This is a genomic window from Kordia sp., assembly GCF_022447245.1.
Taxonomy (GTDB): Bacteria; Bacteroidota; Bacteroidia; order Flavobacteriales; family Flavobacteriaceae; genus Kordia.
In genome coordinates this window covers 40,339-54,943 of sequence record NZ_JAKVBC010000015.1, presented here as the reverse complement: position 1 = coordinate 54,943, position 14,605 = coordinate 40,339, and the positions used below count along the sequence as shown (strand labels likewise).

The 14,605-nt window shown below is 33.1% G+C and carries 15 protein-coding genes; 11 read left to right on the top strand and 4 right to left on the bottom strand.

All coding sequences use genetic code 11. The features are described from left to right. Window positions 1-5 precede the first annotated feature (5 nt). The 3 genes from MK119_RS11870 to MK119_RS11860 form a co-directional block, all read right to left on the bottom strand. A complete protein-coding gene (locus MK119_RS11870) occupies window positions 6-395 on the bottom strand; it encodes a group III truncated hemoglobin (RefSeq protein ID WP_290678847.1) in 390 nt (129 codons plus the stop codon). Further along, window positions 385-819: a hypothetical protein gene (locus MK119_RS11865; RefSeq protein WP_290678844.1), complete on the bottom strand. Its 435-nt coding sequence runs from the start codon at window positions 817-819 to the stop codon at window positions 385-387. The genes MK119_RS11870 and MK119_RS11865 overlap by 11 nt, the downstream gene beginning before the upstream one ends. A 63-nt stretch (window positions 820-882) precedes the next feature. Further along, on the bottom strand, window positions 883-1,167 hold the full coding sequence (locus MK119_RS11860; RefSeq protein WP_290678842.1) for a hypothetical protein: 285 nt from the start codon (window positions 1,165-1,167) through the stop codon (window positions 883-885). 100 nt (window positions 1,168-1,267) lie between these two features. On the opposite strand from MK119_RS11860, the gene MK119_RS11855 reads away from it, so the two are divergent. The 6 genes from MK119_RS11855 (at window position 1,268) to MK119_RS11830 (ending at window position 5,696) form a co-directional block, all read left to right on the top strand. Further along, entirely contained in the window at window positions 1,268-2,104 is an 837-nt protein-coding gene (locus MK119_RS11855; protein WP_366512800.1) for a DUF2520 domain-containing protein, read from the top strand. Beyond that, the gene (locus MK119_RS11850) at window positions 2,085-2,615 is read left to right on the top strand and encodes an HAD-IIIA family hydrolase (protein ID WP_290678839.1); all 531 of its coding nucleotides are present in this window, start codon (window positions 2,085-2,087) and stop codon (window positions 2,613-2,615) included. The genes MK119_RS11855 and MK119_RS11850 overlap by 20 nt, the downstream gene beginning before the upstream one ends. Window positions 2,616-2,626: 11 nt before the next feature. Next, window positions 2,627-3,568 (top strand): geranylgeranylglycerol-phosphate geranylgeranyltransferase, encoded by a 942-nt coding sequence (locus tag MK119_RS11845; RefSeq protein WP_290678836.1) that lies wholly within the window; start codon window positions 2,627-2,629, stop codon window positions 3,566-3,568. An 11-nt stretch (window positions 3,569-3,579) separates the two neighbouring features. Beyond that, on the top strand, window positions 3,580-4,173 hold the full coding sequence (locus MK119_RS11840) for a Maf family nucleotide pyrophosphatase (RefSeq protein WP_290678833.1): 594 nt from the start codon (window positions 3,580-3,582) through the stop codon (window positions 4,171-4,173). A 222-nt stretch (window positions 4,174-4,395) separates the two neighbouring features. After that, a complete protein-coding gene (locus MK119_RS11835; RefSeq protein ID WP_290678830.1) occupies window positions 4,396-4,698 on the top strand; it encodes a hypothetical protein in 303 nt (100 codons plus the stop codon). A gap of 56 nt (window positions 4,699-4,754) precedes the next feature. After that, complete coding sequence (locus MK119_RS11830) at window positions 4,755-5,696, top strand: septum formation inhibitor Maf (RefSeq protein WP_290678827.1); 942 nt, start codon at window positions 4,755-4,757, stop codon at window positions 5,694-5,696. A gap of 791 nt (window positions 5,697-6,487) precedes the next feature. On the opposite strand, the gene MK119_RS11825 is transcribed toward MK119_RS11830, so the two are convergent. After that, window positions 6,488-8,275 (bottom strand): M1 family metallopeptidase, encoded by a 1,788-nt coding sequence (locus MK119_RS11825; protein WP_290678825.1) that lies wholly within the window; start codon window positions 8,273-8,275, stop codon window positions 6,488-6,490. A gap of 242 nt (window positions 8,276-8,517) precedes the next feature. Here MK119_RS11825 and MK119_RS11820 point away from each other — a divergent pair, with 242 nt between their 5' ends. The 5 genes from MK119_RS11820 to MK119_RS11800 all read left to right on the top strand — a co-directional run bounded on the left by MK119_RS11820 (window position 8,518) and on the right by MK119_RS11800 (window position 14,588). Continuing rightward, window positions 8,518-8,715: a hypothetical protein gene (locus tag MK119_RS11820; protein WP_290678822.1), complete on the top strand. Its 198-nt coding sequence runs from the start codon at window positions 8,518-8,520 to the stop codon at window positions 8,713-8,715. A gap of 30 nt (window positions 8,716-8,745) precedes the next feature. Then, window positions 8,746-8,919, top strand: a complete 174-nt coding sequence (locus MK119_RS11815) for a hypothetical protein (protein WP_290678819.1) — start codon at window positions 8,746-8,748, stop codon at window positions 8,917-8,919. A 322-nt stretch (window positions 8,920-9,241) separates the two neighbouring features. Then, complete coding sequence (locus MK119_RS11810; RefSeq protein WP_290678815.1) at window positions 9,242-9,421, top strand: hypothetical protein; 180 nt, start codon at window positions 9,242-9,244, stop codon at window positions 9,419-9,421. A gap of 724 nt (window positions 9,422-10,145) precedes the next feature. Continuing rightward, window positions 10,146-12,677, top strand: a complete 2,532-nt coding sequence (locus MK119_RS11805) for a PIG-L family deacetylase (RefSeq protein WP_290678812.1) — start codon at window positions 10,146-10,148, stop codon at window positions 12,675-12,677. Between the two features lie 117 nt (window positions 12,678-12,794). Further along, window positions 12,795-14,588 carry a sodium:solute symporter gene (locus tag MK119_RS11800; protein WP_290678809.1) on the top strand — a complete coding sequence of 598 codons (1,794 nt, stop codon included), beginning with the start codon at window positions 12,795-12,797 and terminating at the stop codon, window positions 14,586-14,588. Window positions 14,589-14,605: the final 17 nt, after the last annotated feature.

Here is a 14,605-nt window from a genome sequence, read left to right as displayed (position 1 = left end):
CGTTTTTATTTTGTAGTTCTGGATTCAAATAATTTGATATAGATGAAAGTTCCCATTTTCCTAGCTCTGTTTTTAGCAATATTAGCTTTATCGCCTTCAAAAAGCTCATCTAAGGTTTGAATCCAGTAATTTAGCCAAATTCCAAAGTGATGTTCATTGATAACATGATCAATAGCCGCATCTACCTCAACATGCTTTTCTAAAGGATTTCCTTTGTATTTGTTGACAAAAAACAAACTACTTTCCCAAAAATCGGTTAAATGATCTAAATGTGAATCCCAATCATGAATACGATTGTTAAAAATTGGACCTAAAACATCATCTTTTCTAATTTTAGTATAAAATGTAGTGACCAATGTGTAAACGTCTGCTCTATTTAGTATATCATTTTTCATGAAAGATTGGCTTGATTTTAATTTCGTAAACGCTTACCCATATCAACACAATTACTTTTATAAGTTCTAAGATTACATAATTCATGTGTAAAATTGAATCTTCTACAGGTTGTTTTTGTACTATTTTCAGTGCTCTTTCGTCTAAAAAAGGCAATAATATAAAAGTTTGAATTAGTACAATTCCAATTAATATATGCAACAAATAACTTCTTTTGAAACTTCCCGAAGCCAATGTCAAAATTGTGTAGATGATTAAAAAAATTACTTCTACTCTATTCAAGAAAGTAAATACAATTCTTCCAATACTAACGCCTACGCGTGTATCTACCAATTCGGATTGAAATTTGAGTGGCGCTCCCATAAAGCTGATTGCCAACACTATTCCAACCCAAATTAGTGTGATTATATATTTATGTACTTTCAAGAAATCCCACATTAGAGTATCGATTTTGTAGTACGCTAAAGTATTCTTTTTTAATCAAGAGAATTATATCGTGTTGATTAAAATAAACAACGTATTCAACAGTAAACTTAATATCAACATATTAAACACCCATTTATCTTTTAACTGCGCTAAGATTGCTGCATTATAAAACGATGTAAATATTACACACAAAAATAATTTTACTAAACCTGCAATGTTATCTAATCCATTCATTAAAATACACATTGCTGCAATTCCTCCGATACAACTTTGCAGAATAATGGTTAATGGAATATACATAGTGTACTTGTCATGAAACTCGTTGTAATATTTTGTATGTAATGTCATGGCGTATATGTTTTTTTGTTTGGTACAAATGTCAGCACTCTATCATTCTAAAAACATGATATTGGTCATATTTTGCTTTTTTGTGGAATAAAAACTCTTTTTGTTCACTCCTCATTTGGAAGTAATCTGTAGTAAAGTTTCAAAAATCCCAAAGTGTTGCTATTTTTGCCCAATGGTAACAGTGGTGATTCTCGGTGCAGGAAATATTGCGCAACACTTTTATACTGTATTTCAAAATACAGAAAGCATACAGGTTGTTCAGGTATACAATCGATCTGAAAAAGCACTTCAATATTTTAATGCAGTACATACAACAACTAACTTAAAAGATATAGTTGAAGCAGCTGTATATATCATTGCTGTGGCAGATGATGCTATTGCAAGTATTTCCAACAAAATCCCATTTACTGATCGTTTTGTAGTACACACTTCTGGAAGTGCCAGCATGCATGTACTTCACAAGAAAAACCGTCGCGGTGTATTTTATCCATTACAAACATTTACAAAAGGAACACAAGTTGATTTTGCCACGATTCCTTTATGTTTAGAAGCTGCTGATAAAACAGATTTTAAGTTGTTGCATAGTATGGCAGCAGCTATTGGAAGTACTTCCTATAGAATAAGTTCAGAACAACGTCGTGCCTTGCATGTTTCGGCAGTATTTGTGAATAATTTTAGCAATCACTTATACAGAATTGCACATGAAATTTGCGAAGCCAACAATGTTCCTTTTAAAATTTTAAATCCGCTGATTCAGGAAACTGCAAATAAACTTAATACGCTAACTCCATATATGGCTCAAACGGGTCCTGCAAAACGTGGCGATGAAAAAACAATTAACGACCATATAGCAAAATTAGAGAAAGACATTCACAAAGAAATATATACATTGCTTACGCAATCAATTGGAAAAACTTATGGAAGAGAAGAGTTATAAAGAATACTTAAACGACATTACTACGTTTATTTTTGATGTAGATGGTGTATTAACAGATGGAACTGTAACCGTGACGACCTCAGGAGAAATGCTACGTCGAATGAATATTAAAGATGGTTATGCACTCAAAGCAGCGGTAACCAGAGGTTATAATGTATGTATTATCTCTGGAGGAACCAACGAAGGTGTTCGTAAACGCTTGGAAGGTTTGGGTATTACTGATATTTACTTAGGAGCACATCAAAAAGTAGTACAATTAGAAGAATACATTGCTGAGAAAAATGTAAAGCTTGAAAATGTATTGTATATGGGCGATGATATTCCTGATGTCCCTGTATTAAAGCGTGTTGGTTTATCGTGTTGCCCACAAGATGCCGCGTATGAAGTATTGGAAATTTGCAAGTATATTTCGCATATCGATGGTGGAAAAGGTGCAGCAAGAGACGTGATTTCGCAAGTAATGCGAGTACAAGGAACATGGGATAAAAATTTTGACGCTAAATACGATTAAAGGCAGAATTCATGGCAAAGTTTTTACAGCTTATTCGTTTTCCTAACTTGGTCATGATTACCTTGACACAATTCCTCATTTATTACTATTGGATACCTTCTTCTGACTATTCTTATATTTCAATTGACTTATTCCATTATGTGGTATTAGGAACAATTTTAATTGCTGCTGGCGGAAATATTATTAACGATATTTTTGATGTAGTTACGGATCGTATCAACAAACCACATAAACAGTTTATTGGCACATTTATTTCTAAAAAAAGCGCCTATTCACTGTACTTTTTATTCACTTTCGTGGGAATTGGCTTGGGAAGTCATGTTGGTTTCGCAATAAATCGTTGGTGGATTTCCTTGATTTTTATTGGAATTGCTTTCTTGTTATTTTTATACAGTTCACACTTAAAAGGAATTCCAATTGTAGGAAACATCATAGTATCACTTATAGTAGCAAGTAGCATCCTAATCTTGATTGTTTTTGACAATGGACAAAGCGCTGAGGAGAAGCATCCTAATTTTTTCAATCAAGTTTCACTTATTGCAATATATATGTACGCAAGTTTTGCCTTTTTGATCAATTTGATGCGAGAAATGGTAAAAGATATTGAAGATATTAACGGCGATTACAACGCAAACATTTCTACCTTACCTATCATTTTGGGAAGAAACAGAGTCAATAAAATTGTGGCGGTTTTAGCAGGAATTGTCATTCTTTTCACATTATACGTTATAAGTGAATATCTTCAAGGAAAAACAATAACTACAGTATACGCTCTACTTACCATCCTATTACCTCTACTATATTTTATTGTTAAAATTTGGCAAGCCGATACCAAACGTGAATATAGAATGCTGTCATTATTATTAAAGTTAATTATGTTTTTTGGAATTCTATCTACACTAATTTTCTATTACTTTGAGTCTTATGACGTTTTCCAATATATTTTATTTTAAACTAAAAAATTATGCTGAATACACTTTCTGAACAATACCATATCATTTTAGCTTCAGGCTCACCAAGAAGACAGCAATTTTTTAAAGACTTAGGATTGGACTTTGAAATCCGATTAAAATCTGTAGAAGAAGTCTACCCAGCACATTTACAACATCATGAAATTTCAGATTATTTAGCACAATTAAAAGCATCTGTTTTCAAAGATGAGCTAAAAGGTAACGAAGTGTTGGTTACGTCTGATACCGTAGTTTGGCATGAAGGTGTTTCCTTAGCAAAACCTCAAGATGCACAAGAAGCATTTGATATGATTGCTGCTATGAACGGAAAAAGTCACGATGTCATTACATCGGTTTGCTTTACCACAATAACTTCACAAAAAGTAGTACATGAAGTCACTACAGTAACTTTTGAAGAAATGACAGCCGAAGAAATCTGGTATTATGTCAACAATTTCAAACCTTTTGACAAAGCTGGCGCATACGGCATTCAAGAGTGGATTGGTTATACTAAAGTTTCACGTATCCAAGGTTCGTATGCTAATGTCGTTGGATTACCAACGCATTTAGTATTTAAAGTCTTATCAGACATAGAAAGCCTGTTCTGACAAATCATCTTTTTATAGGGTAGAAAAAAAATCGATGAAGCATGTCGGTTATTGTCCTGTTAGTTGTTCTATAAATGAACTATGAGATTTGTATCTTACTCATAACCATTTATATACAAAATGGCACGATTCACACATTAATACAGTAATCTTACAAAAAAATACGGCATTTTAACATAACTTTATGTATCTTGATGGAAGATTCCCTAAAATAACAGCTTAGTGAAAAGAATTATACATTTTATTAGTATAGTAATTATCTTCTCTTCGTTGTCATTAATGTACGCGCAAGAACCACTTGAAACTTCTGTAGATGTTGTTGAAGTTTCTAGTAACTCTATGCCATTCCCAGAAATAGAAACAATGACAACAAACGGAAGTACGCTAGCCAATACTGGAAATAGCATTAAACTACAAGTTGAATCTTCAACCAGCTTTGTTTGTGTTATTGCTGCGATTTTGGCTATTTGCATCATCATTATTATCAGTTTTAGAATTCGAAAAAATACCTTGAAATTGTTTTAACAGACTGTTAAAGCATTGTTAGTATCGTCGTTTTTAAATATCTTTATAAAAAAACGATGAAAGCCATTTCCCGACAACTTATTTTAGCTGGACTCACAGTTATTGGAACTATTATTGCGTGTTCTAATGTAAAAAATGACACTACAACAACTAGGTACAATACCTTAAAAACACCTCAAAAACCAGCTGCACAGCCAACTTCTGACGCTTTTAATAAATATTGGTATGCTGGCGAAGCAGAACTTACTTCTTTTGAACTAGAACAAGCTCGTTATGGCGAAATCCATAAAGGAAAAGCCGTATTGGTGTATGTAACGGAAGATTTTAATCCTGAAAAGCAAGTAAAAGCAGATCAACGCAGAGACAATAATGTTCCTATTTTAAAGTTAAACGCTACTAAAAAATTCTACACAGGTGTATATCCATATAGCGTAATGACAAGTACATTTTATCCTGTTGCCAACAATCAGCATGCAATTAAAGTGACTTCTTCTATGCAAGAATGGTGTGGACATGTGTTTACACAACTTAATAATAGAGACATATTTGATGTGGAATCCTATTCGTATTTTGAAAGTGAATCTGATCAAAAGTTTTCATTAGATAAAGTTATTTTAGAAGATGAATTGTGGACTCAATTACGAATAAACCCTTCACAGTTACCTGTAGGCTCACAACAAATCGTTCCAGCTTTTGAAACATTGCGCATGAAACATATTCCATTAAAAACTTATGAAGCAACTGCGACGTTAACCAATTCAGATAGCATTTCTACATATACTATAAACTATCCAAAATTGAACAGAAAATTAGAAATTTCTTTTAATTCTAGCTTTCCGTACGATATTTTGGGTTGGACAGAAACTGCTTCAAGTGGCTTTGGAAATTCAGCAAAAATAATGGTCACTAAAGCAACGAAAATCAAACAGTTAAAAAGTCCATATTGGTCTAAAAACAGCGTAAAAGATAGCGTTCTTAGAAAAAAATTAGCGTTATAATTCTTACAAAAAAACTCTACATATCACTGCAAACGTGTAGTGGTTGTATGGTAAAACCGTAACTAGAAGTTTCGAAATTTCACGAAATTTAAGATAATAATATGATAAATTATTTACTAAGTATATTTAAGTCATAATTCCACGCTTAACCTGCTGGCTTAGATATCATCTCATTAAGAAAAGGATACAATATGCCCTTATTGTATCCTTTCTGTTTTTTTAACTTTTATATGATGCATCCTGAATGCAAGAAATGATCAATATTATCGTTGTCTTTTTATATTTAACTTAAAAAAGTATCTAAAATATACGAAGATGAAAAACTGTCTATTTTTTGTACTGGTATTCGTTTTCTCTATTTCTTACGGGCAAAATAATTCTTTGAATTCGGATAAAATTTGGGAAAAAGCTAAAGCACAATGGAAATAAAATAAGTTCAATGAAAAATATCCCAATTACATTGGTAAGTACAACTATACTCAAAAAGATACTATAAACAACGTCACCTTTACCGTTGACTCAACAGAAATTACCATCACAGCAATCGACCTATTTGGAAATATCCTATGGAAAACAGATCCATGGAAAGACAATAAACTACCTATTTATCGACACAACAGACCTGTTATTAAATATTTTGCTTTAGATACGATATCCAGCTATTTTACTGATGAAAAATGGCATGCTAAAAAAAAAGTCATCAGCATCACATACACAAATTCTCAATTTGGTTATGTAGATAGAAAAACTGGCGAATTCTTTTTCTTAGGACAAGATTGAAATCATAATATTTAATACGAAACACCTAACATATCATCAATCGTATTCACGGTTACCGAATGATAGTTTGGACGTGCTTTTTCATAAATACGCTTAGCTTCTTCCAATTTATCAGCACGCTTAAATGCTCTATATAAGGTAGAAACATACCAACGGCGACCAACAGTCATCAAAAAGTTTTCAATGTGTACGTCTACATTATTTGCATGATAATTATGATTAATCGCTTGTTCAAACCAAACCATTGCAATGTATGAATTGGTTGCAGATGAAAACTGGCAAGCATTATCTAAAGTAGTAAACTTTTCAATAGAAATCGTTGCAGGAATGTTTCTTATAAAATGAATCTTTTGCTGAATATTCCAGTCTTTTGCACACAACTCGTGATCACTCAGTGTTCCTTTTTTCCAATTTTCAATCGCTTCTTCTACTTTTTGAAACTTATCGGATACAATTTTTGCCGCGTTTGCAGGAACACCAGCATTATAAACCCAATCATTTATATTAAAAGAAACCTTATTTTTTTCTAATAATTCTGTATTCAAATACTTAATAAACTTCTCTGTTGTCATCGTTGAAAATGCATGTTTATTGAAATATCCTTTCAAGAAAGTATCCATTTTATAACGTCCGACAGTTTCTTCTAGGGTACGTAAAAACAAATATCCTTTATCATATGCAATACTATTCATTCCATCATCAGGATTTTTCCCTTTTAAATCCAACTTTAAATGTGTTGCTTCGGGCTTATCATGAAAACTTTCCAATTGCTCCGCTAAGTCTTGTCTTCCTATAGACGCCAGCATGTTTGCATATTCTTTTCCATATAAAGCTTCCATGATACGCATTTCAAAATATACGGTAAACCCTTCGTTCAACCAGAAATCATTCCAAGTGGCATTGGTCACTAAATTTCCAGACCATGAATGCGCCAATTCGTGTGCAATTAAACTTGTCAAACTACGATCGCCCGCAACAACTGTTGGTGTAGCAAATGTCAATCTTGGGTTTTCCATTCCTCCAAACGGAAAACTTGGTGGTAAAACTACAACGTCAAATTGATCCCACACATATGTACCATACAAGTTCTCAGCTGCATTCACCATTTTTTCCATATCTGCAAACTCATAATGAACTTTATCTATCATAGATTTTTCGGCATACACACCAGTTCTAGGACTAATTTCTTTATATACCAAATCACCAACCGCCAAAGCAATCAAATATGGTGAAATTGGTTGTCTCATTTCAAAACTATACTGTCCATTTTCACTTTTTACTTTTGGATTTTCGGCACTCATGATGGCCATTAATTCTTTTGGCACTTTTACCTTAGCAGTATATGTTAAACGTACTTGTGGACTGTCTTGAATAGGAATCCAAGTTCGTGTCAAAATAGCTTGTCCTTGCGTTAATAAAAATGGAAATGCTTTGTCGGCTGTTTGCTGTGGGTTTAAAAACTGTAAAGCTTCTGTTTTATCAGTGGTTTCATAACTGATCGCAACTTTTTTAGCATTTTTTGTAATTGGAATCGTCAATGACTGCCCTAATATTGGATCATTTGTACCAAGTGAAAACGCTACTTCTTTTCCATCTACAGTTGTTTGATGAATCTTTAAATTCTTAGCATCAAATACGATTTCAGATGCATTTGTACTCTCTATACTATATGCAGCTGTTCCTTTGATAACTTCTTTATCAAAATCAACTTCAACATCTAATAAAAGATGCTTTGCCACAGCTTCATTAGGTTTTGCATAGGAATGTGTATCGTTTGCATAAGAATTCGATTTGTTCATTTCTTTTTTAGTAGTTGTACAACTTACTACACAAAGAGTAAACAGTAAAAAAGCAGTTTTCTTTAAAATATTCATGTATGTTTGGGAATTTATATCAAGGTTTCAGTGATTTTCTCAAAACTACATAAATTATTAAAAACACACATAAGTTGTGACTAACCAAATGTTAAGTAAGGTATTACCATACTGAGCTTTTAGCTTTTTTTTATAAATTTTGTTTGTTAACCATAAAAATTACAATCATGTTAAAAAACATTTCAAATTTAAAAGGAACTGAAGCACTCAGTAAAAAAGAACAAAAAACCGTATGTGGGGGAATAAGACCTAGACCTAGTAGACCATGTGATGGAACTGGTGGAATGCCAATAAATTGGTCACAAGATCGATGTTTTGGATGGGGAATTGTTTGGCATAATGGACAATGTTATGCGTGTTATTAATAATTTATAATTCATTTAAACCCATTCATTATGAAAAAAAGAGAATTCAAAAATTTACAATTGAACAAAAAATCAATTTCAAATTTAGAGATGACAGAAATAGTGGGAGCTACAGGACGTGCTTGTCATGCAGAAAGTATTATTATTTGTGAGGAAGGAAAGACAGAAACAAAGTGTCTATTTAATTCAAATTGTATTTGTTAAGTTTAAAATAGAATTATGTGGAAAAAACTACAAAAGTTTACAACTAAATAAAAATTCATTTCAAGTCTAGAAATGAATGCTTCCAATGGTGAATACAAATTACAACAAAGTTTATCCATTTAGCAGGATTCCCCATCTAATGATCCTAATTTTATAAGTGATTATTATTACAAAATAACAAAAAGACGAAGGAAATAGTAATCATATTGCCAAACTTAGTAAGGTTGAGGATCTGGAAGTTCTCGCTACTTTGAAGATTATGAAGATTGTGAAGATTGTGAAGATTGTGAAAAAATAAATTAACTTCTAAATTCAAAAACTCATGAAAAAAAGAACTATTAAAAATTTACGACTCAACAAAAAGTCTATTTCTAATATGGATATTAACAATCCTATTGGTGGACGCAACTCTAACAACAGAGAATGTTATTCTGAGCAAAATATTACCGCTTGCTATTGGGAACCAAGATGCGAAAGTGTTCACCCAAGAACATGTCGTTAAAATAATCGTATCTTAAATTATTATAAAGTGAACTTTGGTTCACTTTTTTTTGTCACTTTTCATTATAGTGATTATCCTTTATAAACTCCGTGTTTTTCCCCACATAGTTTACATATATGATTTCTTTCTTTGGACAATTGAAACTTTAAAATAGATCAAAATGAAAAAAAGAACAATTAAACACCTATCCTTGGGTAAGAAAACGATTTCTACATTCGAAAATGGTGTTATTGGGGGACTGCCAACAACACTACAATCACAAAATTGTCCTGAGCCAATTCCAGTTCCTTGGAGCTTTACTTGCCCACATTCATTGGATGAATTAATATGTAAGACACGCTCTTGTAACACAGCTTGTTATTCAAGATGTCAAGGGTGCTAATGCATTACGTATGTAAACAAACAAAGCGAACTTCGGTTCGCTTTTTTTATAACTTTAATCTTTTTAGCTTCATAATGAGTTTGCGAGGATCTTTAAACTATTTTTGAAACTTAAAATCTAGATTTTTTTTGGCTTAATGAAGTCTTTTTTTGAGTAAGATAGCCTTAGCTACTTTAAAGAAAAAAGTCGAAACAAGAACAAAACAAAATAAATTCTCACCTATATCATAATGTTTAAATCACTTCTATGCAAAAATTCTAATGAAAGTTAAAGAACGTTAAAAATAGAAGTCCGTAGATGAACTTTTCTATTTTTGATGCTATCCAAACCAAAAATGTCCTAATGAGAAAATTATTACTGTTTATTTTTGTGACTTATGCTATAGTATCGACCAGTTTTGCACAGAAACCTGATAAACTTTCCTCCAATGAAATCTACGAGAAAGTACAAAAATTAAACTTTCTAGGTTCTGCACTATATATAGCTGCACATCCTGATGATGAAAATACGCGACTCATCGCCTATTTAGCAAATAATGTAAAAGCACGAACAGCCTATTTATCGTTAACACGCGGTGATGGTGGACAAAATTTAATTGGTCCTGAAATCCGTGAGCAATTAGGTGTTATTCGCACACAAGAGTTATTGGCAGCGCGCCGTGTTGATGGTGGGCAACAATTATTCTCACGTGCCAATGATTTTGGCTATTCCAAACATCCAGATGAAACTTTTGATATTTGGGATGAAGATGAAGTGTTGAGCGATGTGGTTTGGGCAATTCGAAGGTTTAAACCTGATGTAATCATCAATCGTTTTGATCATAGAACACCTGGTAGAACGCATGGACACCATACAGCATCAGCGATGTTGAGTGTAGAAGCTTTTGATTTAGCAGGTGATAAAACAAAATATCCTTCTCAATTAGCAACTTATGACGCTTGGCAACCTACACGTTTATTTTTTAATACATCTTGGTGGTTTTACGGAAGTCGTAAAAAGTTTGAAGAAGCTGATAAAAGCAAAATGCTGAATTTTGATATTGGAGTATATTATCCGATAAAAGGATTATCTAACAATGAGTTGGCTTCTATTGCGAGCAGTCAACATTTATGTCAAGGTTTTGGTCGACTGACTTCACGAGGAACACAACAAGAATATATAGAATTTTTAAAAGGTGATTTTCCAGAAGATAAAAGTGATATTTTTTCAGGAATTGATACGTCTTGGAATCGTGTAAAAGGTGGAAAAGCTATTGGAAACATTCTACATGCGATTGAAAAAGATTTTGACTTTGTAAATCCGGCTACGCATTTACCAAAATTAATGGAAGCTTATGGAATGATTCAACAATTAGAAGATGAGCATTGGAAAACGATTAAATTAGCTGAAATTGAAACAATTATTCAGGCTTGCGCTGGATTGTACTTAGAAGCTTCTGCAGCAGCGTCAAGCGCCACTCCTAGAGCTAATATAGCTGTCAATATCGAAGCGTTAAACAGAAGCACAGCAACAATTAAATTGGTTTCAATAACTTCTACTAGCGACAATAAAACGGAAACCAAAAATTTAGATTTATCTTCAAATAAAAGAGAAAATCTAAATCTAGATATCAATTTAGCTACAGACGATTTTTCTGCACCATATTGGTTATTTGAAAAAGGAACACTGGGAATGTACAAGGTAGCAGACCAACAATTACGTGGATTACCAGAAACGCCAAGACCAGCAATGGTAAAGTTCAATTTAACTATTGAAGGTAAACCTATCACAATTACAAAACCTGTTGTATACCGTTATTCAAAACCTGACAAAGGTGAGTTGTATCAACCATTTGAAATATTGCCAGAAGTAACAGCGAGTTTTGCTGATAAAGTAATTATTTTCTCTGACGATAAAACCAAAGAAATTCCAGTAACTATAAAAGCAGGAAAAGACAATATTGATGGTTACGTTTCTATCAAACACCCATACAGTTGGAAAGTATATCCTGCAAAACAAAAAGTAAATATTCAACAAAAAGGAGATGAAGTAACGTTAATGTTCACAGTAGTTCCTCCATCTACACAAAGTGAAGGTGTTTTAACTCCTGAAGTTGTTATTGACAATAAAAAATATACACAAGCTTTAAACGAAATTGAATACGATCATATTCCTAAGCAATCTGTGTTATTGCCAGCGGAAACAAAAGTAGTACGCCTAAACATTCAGAAAGGTGGACAATATATTGGATACATTCAAGGTGCAGGAGATGCCATTCCTGAGAGTTTGCGTCAAATTGGATACGATGTAGAAGTTATTGACCCATCAACAATTAATGGCGAATCGCTTCAAAAATACGATGCGGTTGTGGTAGGAATTCGTGCTTATAATACCGTTGACGAATTAAAATTCAAGCAAAAATACATTCTAGAATATGTAAAAAATGGTGGAAATGTAATTGTTCAGTACAACACTAATCGCCGCATCAAAGTTGAACGCAATGAACTCGCTCCTTATAAATTAGAGTTATCGAGAGATCGTGTAACTGATGAAAATGCAAAGGTAGAAGTTATTGCCAAAGATCATTCGTTGGTGAACTTCCCTAACAAAATAGAAGCTAAAGATTTTGACGGTTGGGTACAAGAGCGTGGATTGTATTTCCCAAATAGTTGGGGAACTGAATTTACGCCAATTCTGTCAATGCATGACAAAGGAGAAACTGCAAAAAAAGGAAGTTTATTAGTGGCCAAATATGGAAAAGGAAACTACATCTATACAGGATTGAGTTTCTTCCGTGAATTACCTGCGGGAGTTCCTGGTGCTTATAAATTGTTTACTAATATGATTTCTATTGGAAAAGCACAAATCATAAACAAGAAACAATTAAAAAACTAAGCCATGAACACTGAAAAATTTGTCTGGAAAAAAATGTATACGATCATTTTGGCGGCCAACTTGGCGTACATACTTTTCTTCTACCTAATCATGAAAATTTTCTCCTAACCTTACCCTATGCAAGCATTAGACTGGACTGTATTAATTGGAACCCTAGCCGCGATTGTTGGTTATGGAACATGGAAAACACGCGGAAGTAAAAATTCCGAAGACTATATTCGTGGTGGAAGCACTACAAAATGGTGGACTATTGGTTTGTCTGTCATGGCAACACAAGCAAGTGCCATTACCTTCTTATCTACTACTGGGCAAGCGTTTAGTGACGGAATGGGATTTGTACAATTCTATTTTGGTGTTCCCATAGCAATGGTGATTATATGTATGGTGTTTATTCCACTATATCACAAACTTAAAGTATATACTGCTTATGAATTTCTGGAAGATCGTTTTGATTTAAAAACCAGAAGTTTAACCGCTACATTATTCCTAATTCAACGTGGCCTGGCTGCAGGAATTACCATTTTTGCACCAGCTATTATTCTATCTATTGTATTGGGTTGGAACTTAATTACACTCAATATCATTATTGGAATTCTCGTAATTATTTATACCGTTTCAGGAGGAACCAAAGCTGTGAGTGTGACACAAAAACAGCAAATGTTTGTCATTTTTGCAGGGATGTTTGCCGCTTTTTTTATCACTTTAGATTTAATTCCAGATGATGTAAGTTTTACTCAAGCCTTAGATATTGCAGGTGCTAGTGGGAAAATGGAAGTGTTAGATTTTTCATTTGATTTAGACAATAGATATACGGTTTGGACAGGAATTATTGGAGGAAGTTTCTTGGCACTCTCCTACTTCGGAACCGATCAAAGTCAGGTACAACGCTATCTTTCAGGAAAATCTGTAAAGGAAATGCGTTGGGGAATGATGTTTAATGGATTGTTGAAAGTACCTATGCAATTTTTCATATTATTGGTGGGAATCATGGTATTTGTATTTTATCAATTCAATCCAGCTCCATTAAACTTTATTGATGCTTCTACAGAGAAAGTATTGGCTTCTGAGTACAGTGCTGAATACAAGACATTACAAGAAAAGCAAGCTAAATTATTCGAACAGAAAAAAAAAGTTAGCTTACAATTAGCAAAATCATACAATGATGCAGATAAAAAGCAATTATTACGTTTAGACAGTATTGAAAAAAGCTACAGAGCTGAATCAAAATACCTCATCAAACGCACTATTGATGCTGAATATAGTGCTGAATATGACATTCTGAAGGAAGAAGTAGCTATCCTTGAAAAAAATCCTGAAAGTGAGGCATACAAAGAGAAAAAGGCAGAATTAAAAGCATTATTTAAAGAAGCAGCAAAGGATAATGAAACCAATGATAGAGATTATATGTTTATCTCGTTCATTCTAAAATATTTACCACACGGATTAATTGGATTGTTATTAGCGGTAATTCTATCAGCAGCAATGTCTTCAACGGCTTCTGAAATCAATGCCTTAGCCACCATTACCTCGATGGATTTATACAAGCGAAATCAAGTCAAAGAAAAAGACGATGCCCATTATGTAAAAGCAACCAAATTATTTACGTTAGGTTGGGGAATTTTAGCAATCATCATTGCATGTTTTGCAAGTTTAGCCGAAAACTTAATCCAATTGGTAAATATTATTGGTTCTATTTTCTATGGAAATGTTTTGGGTATTTTCTTATTAGCATTCTTTGTAAAGAAAGTAAAAGGAAATGCTGTTTTTACTGCAGCTTTAATCACACAAATCCTTATTGTTGGAATTTGGTATATTGACATTATGCCATTCTTATGGTTAAACTTAGTTGGTTGTGTGTTAGTGATGTTTATTGCAATGATTATCCAGTCAACAGAAAAGAAAGTAGTATAAATCGTAGCTAAATTGCT